Source organism: Streptosporangium sp. NPDC020145, assembly GCF_040631275.1.
Classification (GTDB): Bacteria; Actinomycetota; Actinomycetes; order Streptosporangiales; family Streptosporangiaceae; genus Streptosporangium.
The window spans coordinates 148,392-170,303 of the sequence record NZ_JBEXZT010000008.1 but is presented as its reverse complement, the minus strand read 5'-3'; the positions used below and the strand labels follow the sequence as shown (position 1 = coordinate 170,303).

Sequence of the window (21,912 nt, the reverse complement as noted above, 5' to 3'; positions counted from 1 at the left end):
AGGGCCACCCATGGCTCACACTTCTGTCCGTGTCGCTCGGCGTGATCATGGTGATGCTGGACGGCACCGTCGTCTCCATCGCCAACCCGGTGATCGCCCAGGACCTCAAGGCATCTCTGTCCGACCTGCAGTGGGTGACCAGCGGTTACCTGCTCGCGCTCGCCGTGTTCCTGATCACCGCGGGGAAGCTCGGTGACCTGTTCGGACACAAGCGAATCTTCCTGATCGGCGTCGCGGGCTTCGCGCTCAGCTCGCTCGCGATCGGCCTCAGCTCCTCGGTCGGCATGCTGATCGGGCTGCGCGTGCTCCAGGGCCTGTTCGGCGCGCTGCTGCAGCCCGCCGCCCTCGCGCTGCTGCGGGTCGCCTTCCCCGGCGAGCGGCTGAAGACGGCGATGGGTGCCTGGGGCGGCATCATCGGCCTGTCCAGCGCCGCGGGCCCGATCGTCGGCGGCCTGCTGGTCGAGAACGTCAGCTGGCAGTCGGTCTTCTTCATCAACGTCCCCGTGGGCATCGCCGCCCTGGCCATGGGCCTGTGGGTGCTGACCGAGAGCCGGGCGCGGACCCTGTCCAGGGTCGACTGGCTGGGCGTCCTGCTGTTGTCGGTCGCGATGTTCTCCCTGGTCTGGGCGATCATCCAGGCTCCCACCTGGGGCTGGGGCGACGCGCGCACGATCGGCTTCCTGGCCGCGGCCGTGGTGGTCGGCGGGGTGTTCCTGTGGTGGCAGACCCGCTCGTCGGAGCCGCTCCTGCCGCTCAGCCTCTTCGCCAACGCCTCGGTCTCCATCGGCACCGGCCTGATGATGCTGGTCGCGTTCTCCATGTTCGGCGCGATGTTCTTCCTCACGTTCTTCTTCCAGGGCGTGCACGGCCTCTCGCCCCTGGAGTCGGGTCTGCGGATGCTGCCGATGAGCGCGGGCATGATCGTCGCCTCACCGCTGGCCGCCGTGCTCATCGGCAGGTTCGGCACCAAGATCACGATCACGGGCGGCATGCTGATCACCGGGCTGGCGATGTTCCTGCTGTCCCGGCTCAGCCTCGACGCGGCGTTCATCGACAGCGGCATCCCGTTCGCCCTGCTCGCCTTCGGCCTCTCGCCGGTCTTCGTCGGCGCGACCGAGATCATCGTCGGCAACGCCCCGGAGGACCTCAGCGGCGTCGCGGGCGGAGTCCAGCAGTCGGCCATGCAGGTGGGCGGAGCGCTCGGCACCGCCATCCTCGGTGCGATCGTCTCGGCCAGGGTCGCCGGCGTCTACCAGGACCACTGGGCGCAGGCCAAGCTCCCCGCACTGCCTCCGCAGCAGGTGGACGGGCTGCAGGAACTCGCCACCTTCGGCGGGGCGCCGACCGCCCAGATGATGCCGGGCGTGCCCGAGCCGCTCGTGCAGGCCATCGGCAAGGTCTCCCACCTGTCCTTCCTGGACGGCATGCACCTGGGTTTCACCGTCAGCACGGGCGTCGCGGTGCTGGCCGCCGTGCTCGCGCTGTTCGTCAAGGCGGGCCGCAAGAGCGAGGACGCCCCCATCCACATGGGGTGACCCCTGCGACGGCTCCCGCCCTTGCCGGCGGGAGCCGTACCCGTCCCTGGCGGGGTCGGTGGAGAAACGGCGTGCGCCGGATCCGGGATCGCGGCCCCGCGGGCATAAAATCGTCAGGGTGAGCACGAAAATTCTCCCTGAGAGCGACATCCGTCCCGACCTCTCGTTCGGTGACGGCGACCACGAGCGGTTCGCCCACTACGTCGAGAAAGACAAGATCATGGAGAGCGCGTTCACCGGCACCCCGGTGCGCGCGATCTGTGGCAAGGTCTGGGTGCCGAACCGGGACCCGCAGAAGTTCCCGGTCTGCCCCGAGTGCAAGGAGATCTACGAAGGACTCCCGAAGGGTGAGGACGACAGCGGCAAGGAATGAGTGTTGCTGACGGGTGATCGCCGCCGATGAGGCTACGGTCGGGATGTCACCGCCTGGCGGTTGACGGCCAGCGAACGTGACATCTCGGGGGAGTGCATGGCTCGGCGTGCGATCGCCGTCGTCTCGGCGTGCCTGTTCACCGTGGGCGCCCTGCCCGGACTCCCCGCCACGGCGGCCGCCGTGAGCGGACGAGGCTGTACGGCGGGCGCGCGGGGAGCGCTCCCCGGCAGGGGCTCAGAACCGTACGCCCCACGGCCCGCGCAGGTCGCCGAGATGCTCGCCGACCTCGCGCTGCGCCGGTCGAGGGCGCGACGCGTCCCGACGGCCACCATCACCGTCCCCACCTGGGCGCACGTCGTCACCGAGGGTGTCCTCGGGGCGCAGGACGACGCGGTGCGCGCGCAGATCGCCGCCCTCAACTCCGCCTACGGAGGCCGCTACGGCGGCGTGGACACCGGGGTCCGCTTTCGGCTCGACGGGATCACCAGGACAGAGAACACGGCCTGGTTCCGCGGTCCGCTCACCTACGAACGGCCGCTCAAGCAGATGCGCCGGGGTGGCCCGGAGACCCTCAACCTCTACATCGCCCAGCTCGGCCAGCTCGTGCTCGGCTACTCGACCTACCCCCACTGGTACCGCAACGAGCCCCAACTCGACGGTGTGGTCGTCGACTGGCGGACGCTGCCCGGCGGGTCGCTGCGGAACTTCGACCGGGGGTTCACCGCCGTCCACGAGATCGGCCACTGGCTGGGCCTGCTGCACACCTTCGAGAACGGCTGCGAGTCGCCCGGAGACGCGGTCGACGACACCCCGCCGGAGGCTCAGCCGACCGAGGGCTGCCCGGCGGCCAAGGACACCTGCAAGGGTGGCGGTTCCGACCCGATCCACAACTTCATGGACTACGCCCAGGATCGCTGTATGTCCGAGTTCACCACCGGACAAGCGGGCAGAATGCATGAAATATGGGCCCTTTACCGCAGTCGGGAGGCGGCCACTACCCTTAACGGGTGACAGTACCGAAGACCCTCTACGCTCCATACCAGTCCCCCCGGATCTTCGGTCCGGAATACCGCACGGCCTCCCTCGGGATCCTGCTCGTCGTCACCCTGATCGCCTTCGAAGGCATGTCCGTCGGTGCCGTGATGCCCGCGGTGTCCGAGGACCTCGACGCGCTCGACCTGTACGGCATGAGCTTCTCGGCCTTCCTCATCGCGGGCCTTTTCGCCAACGTCGTCGCCGGGCTCTGGTCCGACCGCAGAGGGCACGCCTGGCCCTTCCTGCTCGGGGTCGGCCTGTTCGTGACCGGCATGGCGATGGCGGGCGCCGCCGGGTCGAAGGAGTTGTTCATCGCGGCACGGGCCGTGCAGGGCCTCGGCGGCGGGGCGGTCATCGTGGCGGTCTACGTGATGATCGCGCGGGTGTACGTGCCCGAGGCCAGACCCAAGGTCTTCGCCGCCCTGTCGGCCGCCTGGGTGCTGCCCGCGCTGGTCGGCCCCGGCCTCGGCGGGCTCGTCGCCGCGACGCTCGGCTGGCGCTGGGTCTTCTACGGCATCGTGCCGCTGGTGATCCCCGCCCTGCTGATGCTCCTGCCCGCGCTGCGCCCGCGTGGGGCCGAAACCGAACCAGGTGCCGGGCCGGACACGGAAGCGGGGGTCGCTCCGGCGCCCTCCGGGGAGCGGTCGAGGCCGCTGGCGATGACCCTGGCGGCCTCGGCGACCGCCGCGGGCGCCGGAGCGCTCCTGTACGGCGTCGACCTCCTGCACCTGAACCCGGGGGTCGGCTGGTCCGCCACCCTGGCCGGTCTGGCGCTGCTGGCCGCGGGCCTGCCCAGGCTGCTGCCGCGCCGGGCGCTCATGTTCGGCCGGGGCCTGTCGACCACGGTGATGATGCGCGGTGTGCTCTCCGCCTCCTTCTTCGGGATCAACTCCTTCATCCCGCTGCTGCTCACCCAGGTGCGCGGCTTCTCGGTGATCGAGGGCGGGGTGGCGCTCACCATCGGCGCGCTCGGCTGGACGACCGGCTCCTACCTGCAGTCCAGGCGCGAGTTCGACCGCCCCCGCCTGGTACGGCTCGGCGCGGCCTCGGTCACCTCCGGCGTCCTGCTCACCCTGCTCGCGCTGGTGCCCGGGGTGACCGGCTGGATCACCGTGCCCGCCTGGGTGCTCGCCGGGTTCGGCATGGGCATCGCCATGACCAGCGTCAACGTCACCGCCATGCGCCAGTCTCCCGACGCCGAGCAGGGCGCGAACTCCGCCGCCCTCCAGGTCGTCGACACCCTCGGCAGCGCCCTGACGATCGGCTTCGGCGGAGTGCTGATCAACGTGATCGGCCACGACGACATCGCCACCGGCTACACCACGATCGCCGTCCTGATGGCGGCGGTCGGGCTGCTGGGGGTGGCCGTCGCGGGCCGCATGCGGGAAGCCGCCTGAGCCGGTCGTTTTCCCGCTGACGACGATCATCTATAGCCGGACCGGGTAAGGACGGGCATGGTAGGACGGTAGAACCGTGACCACCGGGAAGGCAGACGTCGTGGACGAACGACCTCGCCAGGCGTGGCCGCCGGAGCGCCCCGAGGGGAAGGACGCCTCCGGCGCGTCCCGCGTGCCACAGGACACGCCGCGTCGCACGCGTCGTGGAAGCGCTCCCTACGCGGCCCAGGAGACCCGGGCTCACGCCGCCCCCACCTTTGAGCCCCCCGCCGAGCCGCACGAGCCCGACGTCTCACAGGAGGCACGCGACGGCCGGGACGAGGGCCACCTGGTGTGGTCACCGGTGGCGGAGACGGGCGGAACGCCGGGGGAGTCCGGGGCGCCGGGGGCGCCGAGGACGCCGGGGACGCCGGGGACATGGCCACCGGACAGGCGTCCGCGTCCCGCCCAGCACCGGGCCTCGCTCTGGGACCGGGACGAGGCGGAGCCCCCAGAGGCGCCGAGACCGGCCGAGACCCCGGAGACGGCGGACAGCGAGACGGTGCCCACGCCGGTGCTCGTGCCGGTCGACGGCGGACGTGGCGGCTGGGTGTCCGAGGAGACCGACGACGGAGACCTGCGGGGATGGACCTCGGAGGAGTTCCGGGGGCGGACCGCCGGGCCCTGGGCGTTCTGGAGGCGTGGACGTGCCCGGCGCCTGGGCAGGGCACGGCGGGAGGGGGAGGGGATCTGGCCGGAGGAGTCGGTGTGGGAGACCCACCGGCCCTGGCCGCTCAACGACGACGACTCCCCCCAGGACGAGCTGCCGCCCTCGGCCCGCTGGTACGGCTCACCCGTGGCGCCTCCCCCCAGCAGGGCGGGGCGGCTGCGGCGCCTGCTCCTCGGGACGGTGGCGGCGGCGGCCGGTCTCGCGGTCGGCTTCGCCGTCGCCGTGCTGCTCCCCCCGCTGCTGCTGTGGCAGGCCCCCTCGGACGCCCAGGCCGCCACCAGGCCCGCCGTGGTGAGCGACCCCGTCACGGGTGTGACGTACCCGTTGCCCGCGGGCTGGCGGGTCGGCGCGGTGCCGCCGGTCACCGGGTTCACCTCCATCGCGGGCGGCGACGGCGCGGTGACGGTCATGACCGGGCCCGCCGAGCCGGGAGACGACCCCGCCAAGACCGCGGCCGGTCTGGCCGACCTGTACGGCAGGCTGCTGCTCCACGGCGACGAGGTCAAGGTCGTCGACGACCGGGCGGTCACCGTGAACGGGCGGACCGGACGGAGCCGTTCCCTGCGCGCGGAGTACCACGACGTCGTCAACCGGCCCGCCTACCTCAGGCTGGTCCTGCTCACCGGGAAGGGCGGCGAACCGGTCGTCGTGGTCGGTGTCGCCCAGCCCGACGATCCCGCCCTGCGCGGTGCGATCGACAAGGTGATCTCCGGGCTCCGTTAGCCCCTACTCCGGCCCGCAAGGGCCCCCCACGGGCCTCGGGTGTTCCCCCGGGGGTCCCAGGGGAGGCGTCAGGGCGTGACGGCGGGTGGGGGAGCGGGCGTCGGCGCCGGTGAGGGCCTGGTGGCGGGCGGCGGGCGGCGGCCGTGGGGCGGGCCGTACCCGGATGGGAGGGGCCCTAGCACGCGGGGGCGTTATCGGCGAGGATCTCGCCCGATCGGCACGCCTGACGGTTGCGGCGATTACTCTGATGACACTGTGAGCACCTTCGCCGCCTCCCACCTGTCCCCCTCGTTTCCGGACCGTGCCGCCTGGGGCACCGCGCCGAAGCTGCGCGCGTGGCAGCAGGAGGCGCTTGACCTGTACCTCAGGCGTGAGCCGCGCGACTTCCTCGCGGTCGCCACGCCCGGCGCGGGCAAGACGACCTTCGCGCTGCGCATCGCCAGTGAGCTGCTGTCGCGCGGGCTCATCCGGGCTGTGACGATCGTCACACCCACCGAGCATCTCAAGCAACAGTGGGCCGACGCCGCCTCCAGGGTCGGCATCGCCATCGACCCGGAGTTCAAGAACAGCCAGGGCGCGACCTCACGCGACTACGTCGGGGTCGCCGTCACCTACGCCCAGATCTCGATGCACCCGGCGCTGCACCGCGCCAGGACCGAGGCGCGCAAGACCCTGGTCATCTTCGACGAGATCCACCACGCGGGTGACGCGAAGTCCTGGGGCGACGGGGTGCGCGAGGCGTTCGAGCCCGCGACCCGGCGCCTGGCCCTGACGGGCACGCCGTTCAGGTCCGACGTCAACCCGATCCCGTTCGTCACCTACGCCGAGGACGGCGAGGGCGTACGGCGCAGCGTCTCCGACTACTCATACGGCTACGGGCCGGCCCTGGCCGACGGCGTCGTCCGGCCGGTGATCTTCCTTGCCTACGCGGGGGAGATGCGCTGGCGGACCCGCGCGGGCGACGAGATCGCCGCGACGCTGGGCACGCCGCTCACCAAGGACCAGCTCGGCCAGGCCTGGAAGGCCGCCCTCGACCCCAAGGGCGACTGGATCCGGCAGGTGCTGCACGCCGCCGACCGGCGGCTGACCGAGGTGCGCAGAGGCGTCCCCGACGCCGGAGGCCTGGTCATCGCCACCGACCACGAGACGGCCCGCGCCTACGCCAGGCACATCCGCACGATCACCGGGGAGGGCGCCACGGTCGTGCTCTCCGACGACCCCGACGCGTCCAAGAAGATCAAGCAGTTCTCGGCCTCACAGGACCGCTGGCTGGTCGCGGTCCGGATGGTCTCCGAAGGCGTCGACATCCCGCGCCTGGCGGTCGGGGTCTACGCCACGAGCACCTCGACCCCGCTGTTCTTCGCCCAGGCCGTCGGCCGTTTCGTGCGGGCGCGCAAGCGCGGGGAGACGGCCTCGGTCTTCCTGCCCTCGGTGCCGACCCTGATGGGCCTGGCCGGGGAGATGGAGGCCGAGCGCGACCACGTGCTCGACCGCAAGCCGCCGGAGGACGGCCTGGACGACTTCCTGCTCGACGACGCCCAGCGCAAGAAGGACAACCCCGACGTCGTCGGTGACGAGCTGCCCTTCGAGACGCTTGAGGCGGTCGCCACCTTCGACCGGGTCCTGTTCGACGGAGGCGAGTTCGGCACCGGCGCGGAGCCGGGCTCCCCCGAGGAGGAGGACTTCATCGGACTGCCCGGCCTGCTGGAGCCCGACCAGGTGCGCACGCTGCTGAGCAAACGGCAGTCCGACCAGCTGAAGGCCAAGCGCGCCGCCCCCGAGCCCAAGGAGACGCAGGTCGCCCCGCACGAGCTCATCGCCAACCTGCGCCGCGAGCTCAACACCCTGGTCGGGGCCTGGAACCACCGCACCGGCCAGCCCCACGGCGTCATCCACGCCGAGCTGCGCCGGGCCTGCGGCGGCCCGGCTATCGCCCAGGCGACCGCCGAACAGGTCCAAGAACGGATCGACAAGATCCGCCAGTGGGCCGTCCAGCGCTCGCGCTGACCGGCGCCCGGCAGGGCCCGGACGCCCTCCGCGGCACTTTCCGTGACGTCTCCTTTGATGTCTCCCGTGCCGTTTTCCGTGCGGGCCGCGCAGGCTCAGGGGACGCCTCCGTGGGCGTCGGGGACGCCGAGGGGCGGGGTGTGGCCGAGGAGACGGCAGCGGGCTGTTCGAGCGGGATCGTCGGCCTGGTCAGCGTGGGACCGCTGATCCAGAACGTGGTCGCCTCAAGGCCGACCAGCGCGAAAGCGCCTCCGACCCGGGCCGAGCCGCGGCCCCGCATCACCAGCCACAGGCCGAGCGGAGCCAGGACCAGCCACGAGATGCCGAGCAGGAGCATGTGGGATCACCACCGGAGGTCATGGGATACGACTCTCCGTAACTAGCTCCTGCCGTGCCGGGCGGCGGCGGCCTTTGACCTTTGATGACCCGCCTGTGGCCGCATACGGGAGGCCGGTCAGGAACGGAGCACCGGCTCGCCGGTGAGAACGGCCCCCGCGGCCCTGAGCTGGTCGAGGGCCGCCTCGGTCGTCCCCCTGGCGACCCCCGCCGTCAGGTCGAGCAGCACCCGTACGGCCAGCCCCTCGCGGACCGCGTCCAGGGCGGTGGCGCGCACACAGTGGTCGGTGGCGATGCCCACGACGTCGACCGTGTCCACCCGGCGGGCCGCCAGCCACTCGGCCAGGCTCGTGCCGTCCGGGGCGCTGCCCTCGAAACCGCTGTAGGCGGCGGCGTCGGCGCCCTTGCTGAAGACCTCCTCGACCCCGGCGGTGTCGAAGGCGGGGTGGAACAGCGCGCCGTGGCTCCCGGCCACGCAGTGGGCGGGCCAGGAGTCCACGTAGTCGGGGGAGGCGGAGAAGTGGTCGCCGGGATCGACGTGGAAGTCACGGGTGGCCACGACGTGGTCGTAGCCGTGCGAGGCGGCGTGCCTGGAGATGGCGGCGGCGACCTCGGCGCCACCGCCGACCGCGAGACTGCCCCCCTCGCAGAAGTCGTTCTGGACGTCGACGACGATCAGCGCTGTTGCCATGGGGTCAGTCAAACACGTCCGAGGCCGTGTCCGGCAGCCGGGTTCACCCGTCCTCACTCGTCGAAGACGGTGGGGACGGCCTCGTAGCCCCTGGCCAGCTGACGGGCCGTGGCGGGCAGTTCGGCGACGGCCAGCCGGTGCCGCTCACGGGCGGCCTCCAGCGGCTCGGCGCCCACGATCTCCCCGCCGCGCACCAGCTCCACCTGGAGCGGGCGGCTGCCGGCGGGCCGCTCGCCGGAGACGGTGACCAGCTCGGCGTCGGCCGTACCCGACTCGTCCAGCCTTCTGAAGGCGTGCTTGCGACCGCCCCGGCTCGGCTTGCCCACCGACCGCTTGGCCACCGGGCGCATCACCCCCTCCTCGTCCTGCCTGGCGACGAGCTTGTAGACCAGCGCCGCGGTCGGCGCCCCGGAACCGGTGACCAGCGAGGTGCCGACGCCGTAGCCGTCGACGGGGGCGGCGGCGAGCGCGGCGATGGTGTACTCGTCCAGGTCACTGGTGACGATGATCCGGGTCTTGTGGGCGCCCAGCTCGTCGAGCTGGGCGCGGACCGCGTAGGCGACCTCGGCCAGGTCACCGGAGTCGAGCCTGACCGCCCCCAGGTCGGGTCCCGCGAGCTCGACGCCGGTCCGTACGGCCTCCGCCACGTCGTAGGTGTCGACCAGCAGCGTGGTCCCGGCGCCGAGGGAGTCGATCTGGGCCCGGAAGGCCGCCTTCTCCGAGTCGTGGAGCAACGTGAAGGCGTGGGCGGCCGTCCCGGCGGTCGGCACACCGTACAGGTGGCCCGCCATCAGGTTGGAGGAGGAGGCGAACCCGCACAGGTAGGCGGTCCGCGCGGCGGCCACGGCGGCCATCTCGTGGGTGCGCCGCGAACCCATCTCGATGATCGGCCTCGGCCCGGCGGCGTGGACCATGCGGGAGGCCGCGGCCGCGATGGCGCAGTCGTGGTTGAGGATGGACAGGACCACGGTCTCCAGCAGCACGGCCTCGGCGAAGGTGCCCTCGACGGTCAGGATGGGGGAGCCGGGGAAGTAGCAGTCTCCCTCGCGGTAGCCGTACACGTCGCCGGAGAAGCGGTAGCCGGACAGGAACTCCAGCGTGGGCTCGTCGACCACCCGGTTCTCCCGCAGGAAGGCCAGTTCACGCTCGCCGAACCGGAAGTCGCGCAGCGCGTCGACCAGGCGCCCGGTGCCCGCCACCACCCCGTAGCGCCGTCCCTCGGGCAGATGCCTGGCGAACACCTCGAACGTCGCCCGCCGGAAGGCGACCCCGTCGCGCAACGCCGCCTGCAGCATCGTCAGCTCGTAGTGGTCGGTCAGCAGCGCGCTGCTCATGCTCGTACTCACGAGTCGAAGACTAAGCCCGAGGTAGGGCAGACTGGGGTACGTGGGTAGCACTGCTCCAATGGAGGTCGAGCGTCCGTCGATCGACGTGCGGCCCGATCGGCCGTGGTTGACGATCGTCTGGAACGACCCGGTCAACCTGATGTCCTATGTCACCTATGTCTTCCAATCCGTCTTCGGATACTCGAAGGAGAAGGCGGAGAAACTGATGCTGGACGTGCATCACAAGGGCAGGGCCGTGGTGTCGAGCGGCACGCGCGAGGAGATGGAGCGCGACGTGCAGATCATGCACTCCTACGGGCTGTGGGCCACGCTGCAGCAGGACTCGTGAGTGCGGCCCGCCCGACGCGGCGGTGACATCAGGGTGACATCAGAGGGCGCCGCGGCGTGTGAGGCGTGCGGACGAACGAAAGTGGTGAGCGAACGGTGAGTTCGGGATTCAGCCGTGGCCGTGAGGGCGGCGTCGTCACGAACTTCGACGACGCCGAGGTCTCCATCCTGAGATCGCTGGCCTCCCACACGCTGGACCTGGTCGAACCGGGTGAGACGGGGGACGACCCGCTGGAGCGCGCGCTGGGCATCGGGCCCGCGGAGAAGCCCGACGACCCGGTGCTCGCCAGGCTCTTCCCCTCCGCCTACGAGGACGCCGAACAGTCGGCCGACTTCCGCCGCTACACCGAGACCACCCTGCGCGAGGGCAAGCGGGCCGACGCGCAGACCATGCTCGACGGCCTGGAGACCGGTCACGCCGAGCTCACCCTGGAGCAGGCGCGGGCCTGGATGCGCGCCCTGAACGACGTCCGGCTGGTCCTCGGCACCCGGCTTGAGGTGACCGAGGAGGCCCACAACGAGCTGGCCGGGATGAGCGAGGACGACCCCCGCTATCCGGTCCTCGTCCTGTACGACTGGCTGACCTACCTCCAGGAGACCCTGGTTCACGCCCTTTGGTAACTTCCAGGCATGCTCACCATCTCCCGGGAACTGGTTGACAGGATCATCGCGCACGCACGGGCCGACCACCCGGACGAGGCCTGCGGCGTGATCGCCGGACCGATCGGCTCCGACTCCCCGCAGCGGTTCGTCGCGATGGTCAACGCCGAACGGTCGCCGACCTTCTACCGCTTCGACTCGCTGGAGCAGCTGCGCGTCTGGCGCGAGATGGACGACCTCGACGAGGAGCCGGTGGTCATCTACCACTCCCACACCTCGACGGAGGCCTACCCCTCACGCACCGACATCAGCTACGCCTCGGAGCCCAACGCCCACTACGTGCTGGTCTCCACCCGCGAGGAACTGGGCGAGGAGGTCGAGTTCCGGTCCTACCGCATCCTCGACGGCGTGGTGACCGAGGAAGAGGTCAAGATCGTCCCAGCGTGACGGCCGTCTCGGGGGTGACACGGCAATGGGGGAGGAAAACCCGTTGGGTAGACTGGCGGTCATGATGACCGCCGACCCGAGCCAGGAGGACGTCGTGCTCTCACGTCCCGATGCGTGGGCCGGGAACGCGGGCCTCGCGCCCGTGCAGAACTTCCTGTTCGCGCACACCCCCTCCGTCGTCGTCTACGACTGTCGCTGATGACAGCTCCGGACCTCACTCCGGAATCCCCCCGTGCCCACCGGTGTTCCGAACCGGTGGACGCCTCCCCGACGACAGCACGACGACACAAGGAGACTGACCCGCGATGGCCATCGAGGTTCGCATTCCCACCATCCTGCGCACCTTCACCGAGGGTGCCAAGGCTGTCGACGCCAAGGGCGCGACGCTGGAGGAGCTGATCGGCGACCTGGACTCCCGGCACCCCGGGCTGAAGGACCGTCTGGTCGACAAGGGCGCGCTGCGCCGTTTCGTGAACGTCTACCTCAACGACGAGGACGTCCGCTTCCTGGGCGGCCTGGAGACCCCCGTCGCCGACGGCGACACGGTCACCGTCCTTCCGGCCGTGGCCGGCGGCTCCCGCTAGCGAGACATATGGGCCACCACCGGTTCGGTGGTGGCCCACGCCGATGTTTCTGGTTTGTTAACACGAGGCGGAAGCCCTACACCATGCGCTTTGACTCACTGATCGACTCGGTAGGTCGTACCCCCCTGGTCGGCCTGCCCCGACTCTCCCCCTCACAGGACGTGCGGATCTGGGCCAAGCTCGAAGACCGCAACCCGACGGGCTCGATCAAGGACCGCCCGGCGCTGTGGATGATCGAGCAGGCCGAGAAGGACGGGCTGCTGCGGCCCGGCTGCACGATCCTCGAACCCACCAGCGGCAACACGGGCATCTCACTGGCGATGTCCGCCCGGCTCAAGGGCTACCGGCTGATCTGCGTGATGCCGGAGAACACCTCGGAGGAGCGCCGTCAGCTGCTGCGGATGTGGGGAGCGGAGATCGTCTCCTCCCCGGCGGCCGGTGGCTCGAACGAGGCCGTACGGGTCGCCAAGGGCATGGCGGCGGAGAACCCCGACTGGGTGATGCTCTACCAGTACGGAAACCCGGCCAACTGGCGTTCGCACTACGAGACGACGGGGCCGGAGATCATGGAGGACCTGCCGTCCGTCACCCACTTCGTCGCGGGCCTGGGCACGACCGGCACCCTGATGGGCGTCGGCCGCTTCCTGCGTGAGCGCGTCCCCGGCGTGCGGATCGTGGCCGCCGAGCCGCGCTACGGCGAGCTGGTGTACGGCCTGCGCAACGTGGACGAGGGCTTCATCCCCGAGCTCTACGACCCCGACGTCCTGACCACCCGTTTCTCCGTCTCCTCGGGAGACGCGCTGCGGCGGACCAGGGAGCTGCTGTCCACCGAGGGCATCTTCGCGGGTGTCTCGACCGGTGCCGCCCTGCACGGGGCGCTCGGCATGGCGGCCAAGGCCCTCAAGGAGGGCGAGCGCGCCGACATCGTGTTCGTGGTGGCCGACGGCGGCTGGAAGTACCTGTCGACCGGCGCCTACGAGGGCACCCTGGACGAGGCCGAGGAACGCCTCGAAGGCCAGCTCTGGGCCTGATTTCTCCCCGTGGCCCCCGGGAGGCCGTGAGAAGGCCTTCCGGGATGGGGGTCCCTAGCGGGCGTAGGGCGAGGCCGCCTTTGTGAGCTCGCGGACGGTGTCGTCGGCGTCCGCCTGGAGCAGGCCGTTGTTCACCATGGGGGCGCAGTCCGGCATGACGTCGACGATCGCGGCGGGGCCGTCCGGATAGCGGAAGCGCAGCTGGAAGGGCCGCCCGCGCAGGCCCGGGATCCGGTGGCAGGTGTTGTCGCCGGGCCGGGTCCCAAGGGAGTTCAGGGCCCTGGCCAGGGCCTCGGCGGTCTCGGCGTCGTGCTCCCGCCGTACGGGGGGAGCGTCCGGCCTGTGGGGCCGTCCGCAGGCCAGGACCGAGACGGCTCCCTCGGGCACCATCTGTTCGTTCTGTCCCCTGCGGCCGGTCGGCCGGCCCTGGCAGGGGTCGGCGGGCCGTACGGGGCGCCAGGTGCCGCTCTCGTAGGCGGCGGTGATCTCCGGCCCGATGTAGGAGGGGCTGCCGACGGCGCCGTTGGTGGTCGTCACACAGGAGTTGACCTCCTCGGCGCTGCCCAGCCACAGGACCTTCCCGTCGTCGTAGACGAAACGGACGAGGTAGTTGGTCATCGGGCCGCCCATCAGCGTGCAGGGCCCCAAGGGCGTTTTCCCGGCGGCGGGAAGGTAGTCCAGGTCGCGGGCCATCGCCACGGCTCCTTCCGTCAGGGACCTGGACCCGGCCAGCCGCGTGCCGCCGGGGTGGGTGTTGTCCCCGGGGTAGGCGCAGATCAGCGCCGAGACCGGATCGCCGGGCACGAGGGACCCGTCGGCCCCGGCGACGCCGGAGGGTCCGGGCACCCAGCCGCCGGGGGCCTCGCCGCCCCACCGCTGCGGGCACGGCGGCGGGGCCGCAGGAGGCCCGGCGGCCGACCGCGAGGCCAGTACGGCGGTTGCGCACCCGGCGACGGCCAGGACGATCACGATCACGGGCAGGGACTTCACGACGATGACACGTCGGAGACGGGGGATCGGTTCACCGGCTTCGCGGGTTCGCGTCGAGGGGTGCGGGGCCGTGGTCCACGGCGGGGAGAAACGCGAAAGGGCGGGCGTCCCGGGTGGGACGCCCGCCCTCAGACGGTGGGTTCGGGAAGGGTCAGTTGAACACCAGCCGCATGGAGAAGGTCGAGTCGCTGCCCGACTGGGTTCCGCTGATGCCCACGGCCTTCAGGACCTGAAGGCTGGCCCGCTCCTCGCCCTGGAGGTTCTGCAGGTAGAGGTGCTCCAGCTTGTCGAGGTCGACATAGGCGGCGAAGGTCGCCTTCTCGGCGTCGGGGACCGCCAGCCTGAAGCCCTCGTCGTCGCCGAGGGCGCCGTCCTTGGCCAGTTCGGCGGCGTACTCGGGGGAGCTGGCCAGCACGAAGCTGCCGTCGCCGGGGGCCTTGGCCAGTTGCGGGGTCGTGGTGCCGGAGTCGGCGAGGGCCTTCTCGATCTTGGCGACGATCTCCTGGGCCTTGGCCGGGTCGGTGATGACGCGGGCGCCGAACTTCGGCTGGTTGGCGTCCAGGCCCCTGGAGTCCAGGGCCAGGGTCAGGTTCTTGCCGAGCAGCGTGGACAGGTCGGCGGGCAGGGCGAGGCCGTACTGCTGCTGGGCCTGGTCGGCGAACCGCTGAAGACCGGCGCCCGTCTGGTCGGCGGACTTCAGGATCTGGGCCCACTGCTTGCCGACGACGTCACCGAGACCGGAGATGGACAGGGCGGCGGCGGTCGAGGCGGGAAGCGTGCTGATCCTGGAGGTCTCGGGCTGGCCCATGTCCAGGTTCTGCGCGCCACGGGTGACGCCGGCCAGTTCGACGTAGTCGCCGTCGAAGCGCAGCGCGCCGGCGACCCTGAGGTTCTTGACCTGCGCGAGCGCCTCGGGGTTGCGGGTGGCCACCTCGGGTGCGAAGTCGGCGATCTTCCCGGCGTGGAGCCAGAAGGACAGGACACCGGTCTCGCCCAGGGCGTTCAGGTCGTCGGAGAAGGCGGTGTTGTCGGACAGCGGCGCGACCCTGACGGCCTGGTCGGCCTGGTCCTGGGTCTGGGCGAGCAGCGCGTAGTCCTCGCGGAAGGCGACGCCGTACTTCGCGCCGCCCATCAGCTTGGAGAGCCCGGCCTTCGCCTTGTCCTGGTCGGAGACCTGCACGGCCACGACCACGCCCGGCTCCGCGCCCGCCTTGGTCGGGGAGAGCACGGCGACGCCGATGCGGCTGCCGAGCCAGGGCTCGACGTCGGTGGAGTAGTTGATCTTGTCCAGGCCGCCGTCCTCCTTGATCAGGTCGAACAGCGCCTTGCGCGGGTCGTCCCCGGTGAAGGAGGAGCGGGTGACGTCGAACTTCCTGGCGATGCTGAACAGCGCCAGTTTCTGGTTGGCGGCCGGGTCGAGGTCCAGGCGCACGTAGCCGATCGCGTCACCGGGCAGCACGTCGTGGGGCTGGGTGCCGCCGCCGCTCAGCAGGCTGACCGCGAAGGCGCCGCCACCGCCGACGAGGGCGACGACCAGCGCGGCGATCAACCCGATCAGCCAGCCCCTGCCCTTCTTGGCGGGCCGGGCGGTCGGCTGCCCGGGGCCGAGGAAGTCCGGGTTCTGCTGCCAGGTGGGCTGCTGGCCGTAGCCGGGCTGCTGGCCGTAGTTCTGCGGATAACCCGGCTGGGCCTGCTGGCCGTACCCCGCCTGCTGGCCGTACGCCTGCTGACCGTGGCCGGGTTGCTGGCCGTAGCCAGGTTGCTGACCGTGGCCGGGCTGCTGGCCATAACCGGGCTGCTGGCCGTACGCCTGTTGCTGGCCGTAGACCTGCTGGTCCTGGTGCTGCTGGCCGTAGCCGGGCTGCTGGTAACCGCCGTCCTGGGGGTAGCCCTGAGATTGTGGCCGGTAGGCGATCGTCCTGTCAGGTTCCTGGCCCGGGTAGGGCGGCTGGCCGGGGGGGTTGTTGGCAGACATGCTCACTCACAATGTGGACTTCTCTCGGATACCGAGAAGTTAGTGCACATCGGTAGCAACCCGCTTGCATTGAACTAACCACGCGATTGCTCCATCCAACGCGCCCGCACGCCGGAGATCGCTGATCTTCCCGGGAAACACCCCGTCTTCTTCCAAAAGGTGACATATGCCAAGGGGAGCCAGGAATACCGGTCAAACCCGATAGAGTGACCCTTCCAGAATATAGTTCGGGGAGCGTGGATGACGAAGTTCGATGAGGCGACGCGGGCGGTCCGGGTGGACGAGACCACCTACGACGTGCACCTGGACCCCGGATACGCCGTCGGAGGACCGCTCAACGGGGGCTACCTGCTGGCCGTACTGCTGCGCGCCGTCGTGGACGCCTCCCCGCACGAGCACCCCGTGACCACCAGCGCGCAGTTCCTGCGCGTCGCCCCGCCCGGCCCCGCCAGGGTGCGGCTCGAACCGCTCAAGTCGGGCAGGACCGTCACGATGACCAGGGCGACCCTCCTGCAGGACGACGTCCCGCTGATCGAGACCCTCGTCACGACCGCCACCCTGAACGACGTCGCCCCCGACTGGAGCGACGGTCCCTCGGCGACCATGCCCCCCATCGAGGAGTGCTTCAGGCCGCCCGTCCCCGATCCCGGCTCGGGCATGACGCTCAACGAGCGGATGGAACTGGCCTTCGACCCGCCGACCGCAGGCTGGCTCGACGGCAGGCCCACCGGGCGTCCCGAGGCCCGTGCCTACTTCCGGCTGGCCGAGGGGAGGGAACCCGATCCCTACGTGCTGGCGATGGCCGTCGACTGCCTGCCGCCGGTGGTCTTCTCCGCGGGCGCTCGCGGCTGGGCGCCGACCGTGGACCTCACCTGGCACCTGCGCGCCCTGCCCGCCCCCGGCTGGCTCACCCTGCTCGGCAGCGGACGGCTGATCGGTGACGGCTGGTTCGACGAGGAGGTCGAGGTCTGGGACTCGGCCGGACGTCTCGTCGCCCAGTCGCGGCAGCTCGCCAGGGTGGGGCGCGGCTGATCTTTTCGCGATGATTGATCGTGTTGTGAGGATTCTTACCGTGAGCGGTCGTCCCAGGTCGCCTAACCTTGGGAACCGTGTCGCAAGCAAGCATTGGAATCTTCGACAGCGGGGTCGGCGGCCTGACGGTGGCCAGGGCGATCATCGACCAGCTGCCGAGCGAGTCACTCCTCTACGTGGCGGACACCGCACGCCAGCCGTACGGGCCGAAGAGCATCGCGCAGGTGCGGGCCTACGCCCTTGAGGTGATGGACCACCTCGTCGAGCACGACGTCAAGATGCTGGTGATCGCGTGCAACAGCGCGAGCGCGGCGGTGCTGCGGGACGCCCGCGAGCGTTACGACGTGCCGGTCGTCGAGGTCATCCAGCCCGCGACGCGCCGGGCCGTACAGGCGACCAGGAACGGCAGGGTCGGGGTGATCGGGACCAGGGCCACGATCGAGTCGATGGCCTACCAGGACGCCTTCGCCGCCGCCCCGGACGTCAGGCTGACCGGGGTGGCCGCGCCCCGCCTGGTGGAGTTCGTCGAACGGGGGGAGACGACGAGCGAGGAGGTCATCGAGGCCATCCGGGAGTATCTCGAACCCGTGCTGCACGACGGCTGCGACACCTTGATCCTGGGCTGCACCCACTATCCGCTGCTCACCGGCCCCATCTCCTACGTCGCGGGCAACGGCGTCACGCTGGTCTCCAGCGCGGACGAGACGGCCAAGGACGTCTACCGCGTCCTGCACGACCGTGGCATGGCCGCGACCGGCGGCCCCGCCGCGCACAGGTTCACCACCACCGGGGACACCGACCTGTTCGCCAGGCTCGGCCAGCGTTTCCTCGGCCCCGAGATCCAGGCGGTCGAACTCGCGACGGTCGGTGACGGCGCCGGGGACGGCGGGCCCGTCAGGGGAAACGGCCAGCGGGTCCACCGGATGACCCGCTGAGGTGGGAGCCCCCGGTGGCACGCGACGTAACGTGACAGACAGCGAGTAGGAGGCCGCCGTGAAACTGACGATCATCGGATGCTCCGGGAGTTTCCCGGGCCCTGACAGCCCCGCCTCCTGCTACCTGCTGGAGGCCGAGGGGTTCCGCATGCTGCTGGACTTCGGCAACGGCTCACTCGGCGCGCTCCAGCGGCACATCGGCCTCTACGACGTGGACGCGATCTGCCTGTCCCACCTGCACGCCGACCACTGCCTCGACATCTGCTCCTACCACGTGGTGCGCACCTACTCCCCGCACGGCCCGCTGCCCCGCGTGCCGGTCCACGCCCCCGCGGACGCGCCCCGCCGCCTGGCCGCCGCCTACGGCATGCCCGCCGAGCCGGGCCTGGAGACGGCCTTCGACTTCGTACGGCTGTCGCCCGGCGTCTTCCGGGTCGGTCCCTTCGAGGTGACGGCCGCCAGGGTGAACCACCCGGTCGAGACCTACGGCTTCCGCGTCTCCCACGGCGGCCGTTCCGTGGCCTACTCCGCGGACACCGGGGAGTCGGCCGAACTGGTCAAACTCGCCTCGGGGGTGGACGTGTTCCTGTGCGAGGCCTCCTTCGTCGAGGGCCCTGACCTGCCCGCCGACCTGCACCTGACCGGGCGCCAGGCCGCCGAACACGCGGCGGCGGCGGGCGCGGGCACCCTGGTGCTGACCCACCTGGTCCCCTGGAACGCCACCGAACGGGTTCTCGACGAGGCGTCGCGGGGCGGGTTCGCCGGCCGGATCGAACTGGCCCGCAGCGGTGCCCACTACGACCTGGAGGCGTGAAAGGCCCTAGGGTGAGGTCCATGGCTCGCGCAGATGGACGTTCTCCCGATCAGCTTCGCCCCGTCACCATCACCCGTGGCTGGCTCGCCCACGCAGAGGGGTCGGTGCTCGTCGAGTTCGGCGGCACCAGGGTGCTGTGTGCCGCCTCCGTGCAGGACAACGTGCCCCGCTGGCGCAGGGGCAGCGGCCAGGGTTGGGTGACCGCCGAGTACGCCATGCTGCCCAGGGCGACCAACACCCGCAACGACCGTGAGTCGGTGCGCGGCAGGATCGGCGGCAGGACGCACGAGATCTCCCGCCTCATCGGCCGTTCCCTGCGGGCCTGCGTCGACTACAAGGTGCTCGGCGAGAACTCCGTCGTGATCGACTGCGACGTGCTCCAGGCCGACGGCGGCACCCGCACGGCCGCGATCACCGGCGCCTACGTGGCCCTCGCCGACGCGGTGCGGTGGATGCGCGAGCGGAAGATGTGCGCGGGCGACCCCCTCATCGACTCCGTCGCCGCAGTCTCGGTCGGCGTCGTCGGCTCCACGCCGCTGCTCGACCTCTGCTACACCGAGGACGTCGCCGCCGAGACCGACATGAACGTGGTGATGACCGGAAGCGGCCAGTTCGTCGAGGTCCAGGGCACCGCCGAGGGCAAGCCGTTCGACAGGGCCGCCCTCGACGAACTGCTCGACCTCGGCGCCGCCGGATGCGTGGAGCTGACCCGCCTGCAGCGCGAGGCGCTGGCGTGAACTCCTCGATCAAACTGGTCCTGGCGACCAGGAACGCCGGGAAGATCGCCGAGCTGCGCCGGATCCTGGCCGACGCCTCGATCACGGCCGAGATCCTCGGGCTTGAGGAGTTCCCCGAGATCGGTGACGTCGCGGAGACCGGCCTGACCTTCGCCGAGAACGCCCTGCTGAAGGCGGGCGCCGTCGCCGAGCAGTCGGGCCTGCCCGCCATCGCCGACGACTCCGGCCTGTGCGTCGACGCGCTGAACGGCATGCCGGGCATCTTCTCCGCCCGCTGGGCGGGCAGGCACGGCGACGACCGGGCGAACCTGGAACTGCTGCTCGCCCAGGTGTCCGACGTGCCGGAGGAGCACCGGGGCGCCCACTTCGCGTGCGCGGCGGCTCTGGCGCTGCCCTCCGGTGAGCAGCGCATCATCGAGGGCACCCTGAACGGGGTGATCATCGACGCCCCGCGCGGCGCCAACGGCTTCGGCTACGACCCGATCTTCGTGCCCGAGGGCGAGAGCCGTACGGCGGCCGAGCTCTCGGCCCAGGAGAAGAACGCCATCAGCCACCGGGGCCGTGCCTTCCGCGCCCTGGCCCCCGTCATCGCGGAGCTCCTCGGCTGAGGACGCGCGCCGCGACCGGCGCGCGGACAGGCGTAACGTCGCAGGCATGGAGAGCAACAGACGTGCGCCCGGGTGGGCGGGCCCGCTGATCGGCCTGGTTTCCTGCGCGGCGGCGCTGGGGGTCTCCCTGGCGGCCGCGGGGCTGGTCAGGGCGTCCGCCTTCCCCGTCGTCGCGGTCGGCGACGCCGCCGTCGACCTCGCCCCCGCGGGGGCGAAGGAGTTCGCGATCCGCGTCTTCGGGGAGAACGACAAGAACGTCCTGGTCGCGGGCATCCTCGTGGTCCTCGCCGCGATCGCCGCGGCCATCGGGACGCTGGCCCTGCGCGACCTCAGGTACGGCACCGCCGGGCTGGCGGCCTTCGGCGTGGTCGGCGTCTCGGCCGCCCTGACCCGTCCGGACGCGGGCGTCCTGGACGCCGTGCCCACGCTCGCGGGCGTGGTCGCGGGCATCGTCACCCTGCGCCTGCTGACCGGACGCGCCCTGCGGGGCCCGGCCCCCACGACCTCGGGGGAGGGCGCCGCGATCGACCGGCGCGGACTGCTCATCGGGGCGGCGGGTGGTCTCGCGCTCGCCGGAGTGAGCGGCGTGATCGGCCAGGCGCTGACGTCGGGACGCTCCGCGGTGAGCGCGGCCAGGGCCTCCCTGAGGCTGCCCGGGCCCGCGACCCCGCTTCCCCCGATCCCGGCCGGGGCCGACCTGAGGATCAAGGGACTGTCGCCGTTCGTCACCCCGAACGCGGACTTCTACCGGGTGGACACCGCCCTCGTGCTGCCGCAGGTCGACCCCCGTTCCTGGACCCTCAGGATCCACGGCATGGTGGACAGGCCCGTCGAACTGACCTTCGCCGACCTGCTGAAACGGCCCGTGGTCGAGGCGGACGTCACGTTGTGCTGCGTCTCCAACGACGTCGGCGGCCCCTATGTCGGCAACGCCAGGTGGCTGGGGGCCGACCTGGCGGGGCTGCTGCGCGACGCGGGCGTGCACCGGGACGCGGACATGCTGCTGAGCACCTCGGCCGACGGCTGGACCTGCGGCACCCCGGTCGACGTCGTCCTCGACGGCCGTGACGCCCTGCTGGCCTTCGCGATGAACGGTGAGGCGCTGCCCTTCGCGCACGGCTTCCCGGTCCGCCAGGTCGTGCCCGGCCTGTACGGATACGTCTCGGCGACCAAGTGGGTGACCGACATCAAGGTCACCCGTTTCGACCGGGACGAGGCCTACTGGACCCCCAGGGGATGGGCGCCGAAGGGACCCGTCAAGACCGAGTCGCGCATCGACCTGCCCAGGGACGGGGCCGACCTGCCCGCGGGCCGTACGGTGATCGCGGGGGTCGCCTGGGCGCAGCACAAGGGGATCGACGCGGTCGAGGTCAGGATCGACCGGGGGCCGTGGCGCCAGGCGAGACTCGCCCAGGCGCCGACCGCCGACACCTGGCGCCAGTGGGTGGTCGACGACTGGGACGCCACCCCGGGCGAGCACACCATCGAGGTACGGGCGACCGACGCCACCGGCTACACCCAGACCGCAGAACGCGCCCCCGTGGGCCCCGACGGCGCCACCGGCTGGCACACCGTGGACGTCCGGGTCACCTGAGCCGGGGACGCTCCTTCCAGATCTGGTCAACTCGCCGGTGCCGTACGGCCGAGCGCCCTAACATCGGCCCGAAACGAGGCCGAGGG

General features: G+C 71.3%; 22 protein-coding genes. 18 read left to right on the top strand and 4 right to left on the bottom strand.

Features of this window, described 5'->3' with window-relative positions; genetic code table 11:
* Positions 1 to 29 precede the first annotated feature (29 nt).
* The 6 genes from ABZ463_RS17565 to ABZ463_RS17540 all read left to right on the top strand — a co-directional run bounded on the left by ABZ463_RS17565 (position 30) and on the right by ABZ463_RS17540 (position 7,779).
* Positions 30 to 1,535: an MFS transporter gene (locus ABZ463_RS17565; RefSeq protein WP_352009616.1), complete on the top strand. Its 1,506-nt coding sequence runs from the start codon at positions 30 to 32 to the stop codon at positions 1,533 to 1,535.
* Positions 1,536 to 1,653: 118 nt separating this feature from the next.
* Positions 1,654 to 1,908 carry a DUF3039 domain-containing protein gene (locus tag ABZ463_RS17560; RefSeq protein WP_352009615.1) on the top strand — a complete coding sequence of 85 codons (255 nt, stop codon included), beginning with the start codon at positions 1,654 to 1,656 and terminating at the stop codon, positions 1,906 to 1,908.
* A 96-nt stretch (positions 1,909 to 2,004) separates the two neighbouring features.
* On the top strand, positions 2,005 to 2,919 hold the full coding sequence (locus ABZ463_RS17555) for a zinc metalloprotease (RefSeq protein ID WP_352009614.1): 915 nt from the start codon (positions 2,005 to 2,007) through the stop codon (positions 2,917 to 2,919).
* Entirely contained in the window at positions 2,916 to 4,340 is a 1,425-nt protein-coding gene (locus tag ABZ463_RS17550; protein WP_352009613.1) for an MFS transporter, read from the top strand. Before ABZ463_RS17555 ends, ABZ463_RS17550 begins: the two co-directional genes overlap by 4 nt.
* A 76-nt stretch (positions 4,341 to 4,416) precedes the next feature.
* A complete protein-coding gene (locus tag ABZ463_RS17545) occupies positions 4,417 to 5,772 on the top strand; it encodes a hypothetical protein (RefSeq protein ID WP_362777048.1) in 1,356 nt (451 codons plus the stop codon).
* Positions 5,773 to 6,027: 255 nt separating this feature from the next.
* On the top strand, positions 6,028 to 7,779 hold the full coding sequence (locus ABZ463_RS17540) for a DEAD/DEAH box helicase (protein WP_352009611.1): 1,752 nt from the start codon (positions 6,028 to 6,030) through the stop codon (positions 7,777 to 7,779).
* A 454-nt stretch (positions 7,780 to 8,233) separates the two neighbouring features.
* On the opposite strand, the gene ABZ463_RS17535 is transcribed toward ABZ463_RS17540, so the two are convergent.
* Both ABZ463_RS17535 and ABZ463_RS17530 read right to left on the bottom strand, forming a co-directional pair.
* The gene (locus tag ABZ463_RS17535; RefSeq protein ID WP_352009609.1) at positions 8,234 to 8,806 is read right to left on the bottom strand and encodes an isochorismatase family protein; all 573 of its coding nucleotides are present in this window, start codon (positions 8,804 to 8,806) and stop codon (positions 8,234 to 8,236) included.
* Between the two features lie 53 nt (positions 8,807 to 8,859).
* The gene (locus ABZ463_RS17530) at positions 8,860 to 10,140 is read right to left on the bottom strand and encodes a nicotinate phosphoribosyltransferase (protein ID WP_362777244.1); all 1,281 of its coding nucleotides are present in this window, start codon (positions 10,138 to 10,140) and stop codon (positions 8,860 to 8,862) included.
* A 52-nt stretch (positions 10,141 to 10,192) separates the two neighbouring features.
* On the opposite strand from ABZ463_RS17530, the gene clpS reads away from it, so the two are divergent.
* From clpS to ABZ463_RS17500, 6 genes are all read left to right on the top strand, one after another.
* Positions 10,193 to 10,480, top strand: coding sequence for an ATP-dependent Clp protease adapter ClpS (gene clpS, locus ABZ463_RS17525; protein WP_352009608.1), 288 nt, complete (start codon positions 10,193 to 10,195; stop codon positions 10,478 to 10,480).
* A 95-nt stretch (positions 10,481 to 10,575) separates the two neighbouring features.
* Entirely contained in the window at positions 10,576 to 11,100 is a 525-nt protein-coding gene (locus tag ABZ463_RS17520; protein ID WP_352009607.1) for a DUF2017 domain-containing protein, read from the top strand.
* A gap of 9 nt (positions 11,101 to 11,109) precedes the next feature.
* Positions 11,110 to 11,526 carry a M67 family metallopeptidase gene (locus ABZ463_RS17515; RefSeq protein WP_352009606.1) on the top strand — a complete coding sequence of 139 codons (417 nt, stop codon included), beginning with the start codon at positions 11,110 to 11,112 and terminating at the stop codon, positions 11,524 to 11,526.
* A 61-nt stretch (positions 11,527 to 11,587) separates the two neighbouring features.
* A complete protein-coding gene (locus tag ABZ463_RS17510; RefSeq protein WP_352009605.1) occupies positions 11,588 to 11,725 on the top strand; it encodes a hypothetical protein in 138 nt (45 codons plus the stop codon).
* A 106-nt stretch (positions 11,726 to 11,831) separates the two neighbouring features.
* Positions 11,832 to 12,110, top strand: coding sequence for a MoaD/ThiS family protein (locus ABZ463_RS17505; RefSeq protein ID WP_352009604.1), 279 nt, complete (start codon positions 11,832 to 11,834; stop codon positions 12,108 to 12,110).
* Positions 12,111 to 12,193: 83 nt separating this feature from the next.
* The gene (locus ABZ463_RS17500) at positions 12,194 to 13,141 is read left to right on the top strand and encodes a cysteine synthase (protein WP_362777043.1); all 948 of its coding nucleotides are present in this window, start codon (positions 12,194 to 12,196) and stop codon (positions 13,139 to 13,141) included.
* A gap of 54 nt (positions 13,142 to 13,195) precedes the next feature.
* Here ABZ463_RS17500 and ABZ463_RS17495 read toward each other — a convergent pair whose 3' ends face one another.
* Both ABZ463_RS17495 and ABZ463_RS17490 read right to left on the bottom strand, forming a co-directional pair.
* Positions 13,196 to 14,131, bottom strand: coding sequence for a hypothetical protein (locus ABZ463_RS17495; RefSeq protein ID WP_362777040.1), 936 nt, complete (start codon positions 14,129 to 14,131; stop codon positions 13,196 to 13,198).
* Between the two features lie 151 nt (positions 14,132 to 14,282).
* Positions 14,283 to 16,106 (bottom strand): DUF3352 domain-containing protein, encoded by a 1,824-nt coding sequence (locus tag ABZ463_RS17490; protein ID WP_362777038.1) that lies wholly within the window; start codon positions 16,104 to 16,106, stop codon positions 14,283 to 14,285.
* Positions 16,107 to 16,346: 240 nt separating this feature from the next.
* On the opposite strand from ABZ463_RS17490, the gene ABZ463_RS17485 reads away from it, so the two are divergent.
* The 6 genes from ABZ463_RS17485 to ABZ463_RS17460 all read left to right on the top strand — a co-directional run bounded on the left by ABZ463_RS17485 (position 16,347) and on the right by ABZ463_RS17460 (position 21,826).
* A complete protein-coding gene (locus ABZ463_RS17485; protein ID WP_352009600.1) occupies positions 16,347 to 17,138 on the top strand; it encodes a thioesterase family protein in 792 nt (263 codons plus the stop codon).
* A 77-nt stretch (positions 17,139 to 17,215) separates the two neighbouring features.
* Positions 17,216 to 18,073 (top strand): glutamate racemase, encoded by an 858-nt coding sequence (murI, locus tag ABZ463_RS17480; protein WP_352009599.1) that lies wholly within the window; start codon positions 17,216 to 17,218, stop codon positions 18,071 to 18,073.
* Positions 18,074 to 18,131: 58 nt separating this feature from the next.
* Positions 18,132 to 18,887, top strand: coding sequence for an MBL fold metallo-hydrolase (locus ABZ463_RS17475; RefSeq protein WP_352009598.1), 756 nt, complete (start codon positions 18,132 to 18,134; stop codon positions 18,885 to 18,887).
* A 20-nt stretch (positions 18,888 to 18,907) separates the two neighbouring features.
* Positions 18,908 to 19,624, top strand: coding sequence for a ribonuclease PH (gene rph / locus ABZ463_RS17470; RefSeq protein ID WP_352009597.1), 717 nt, complete (start codon positions 18,908 to 18,910; stop codon positions 19,622 to 19,624).
* Positions 19,625 to 19,632: 8 nt separating this feature from the next.
* Positions 19,633 to 20,232: an XTP/dITP diphosphatase gene (locus tag ABZ463_RS17465; protein WP_352010157.1), complete on the top strand. Its 600-nt coding sequence runs from the start codon at positions 19,633 to 19,635 to the stop codon at positions 20,230 to 20,232.
* Between the two features lie 46 nt (positions 20,233 to 20,278).
* Positions 20,279 to 21,826, top strand: a complete 1,548-nt coding sequence (locus tag ABZ463_RS17460; RefSeq protein WP_362777032.1) for a molybdopterin-dependent oxidoreductase — start codon at positions 20,279 to 20,281, stop codon at positions 21,824 to 21,826.
* Positions 21,827 to 21,912: the final 86 nt, after the last annotated feature.

Coding starts and splice junctions, on each gene's coding strand:
- ABZ463_RS17555 (WP_352009614.1), top strand. CDS start 2,005: ATGGCTCGGCGTGCGATCGCCGTCGTCTCGGCGTGCCTGTTCACCGTG.
- ABZ463_RS17535 (WP_352009609.1), bottom strand. CDS start 8,806: ATGGCAACAGCGCTGATCGTCGTCGACGTCCAGAACGACTTCTGCGAG.
- ABZ463_RS17530 (WP_362777244.1), bottom strand. CDS start 10,140: ATGAGCAGCGCGCTGCTGACCGACCACTACGAGCTGACGATGCTGCAG.
- ABZ463_RS17515 (WP_352009606.1), top strand. CDS start 11,110: ATGCTCACCATCTCCCGGGAACTGGTTGACAGGATCATCGCGCACGCA.
- ABZ463_RS17510 (WP_352009605.1), top strand. CDS start 11,588: ATGATGACCGCCGACCCGAGCCAGGAGGACGTCGTGCTCTCACGTCCC.
- ABZ463_RS17505 (WP_352009604.1), top strand. CDS start 11,832: ATGGCCATCGAGGTTCGCATTCCCACCATCCTGCGCACCTTCACCGAG.
- ABZ463_RS17500 (WP_362777043.1), top strand. CDS start 12,194: ATGCGCTTTGACTCACTGATCGACTCGGTAGGTCGTACCCCCCTGGTC.
- ABZ463_RS17490 (WP_362777038.1), bottom strand. CDS start 16,106: ATGTCTGCCAACAACCCCCCCGGCCAGCCGCCCTACCCGGGCCAGGAA.
- ABZ463_RS17485 (WP_352009600.1), top strand. CDS start 16,347: ATGACGAAGTTCGATGAGGCGACGCGGGCGGTCCGGGTGGACGAGACC.
- rph (WP_352009597.1), top strand. CDS start 18,908: ATGGCTCGCGCAGATGGACGTTCTCCCGATCAGCTTCGCCCCGTCACC.
- ABZ463_RS17460 (WP_362777032.1), top strand. CDS start 20,279: ATGGAGAGCAACAGACGTGCGCCCGGGTGGGCGGGCCCGCTGATCGGC.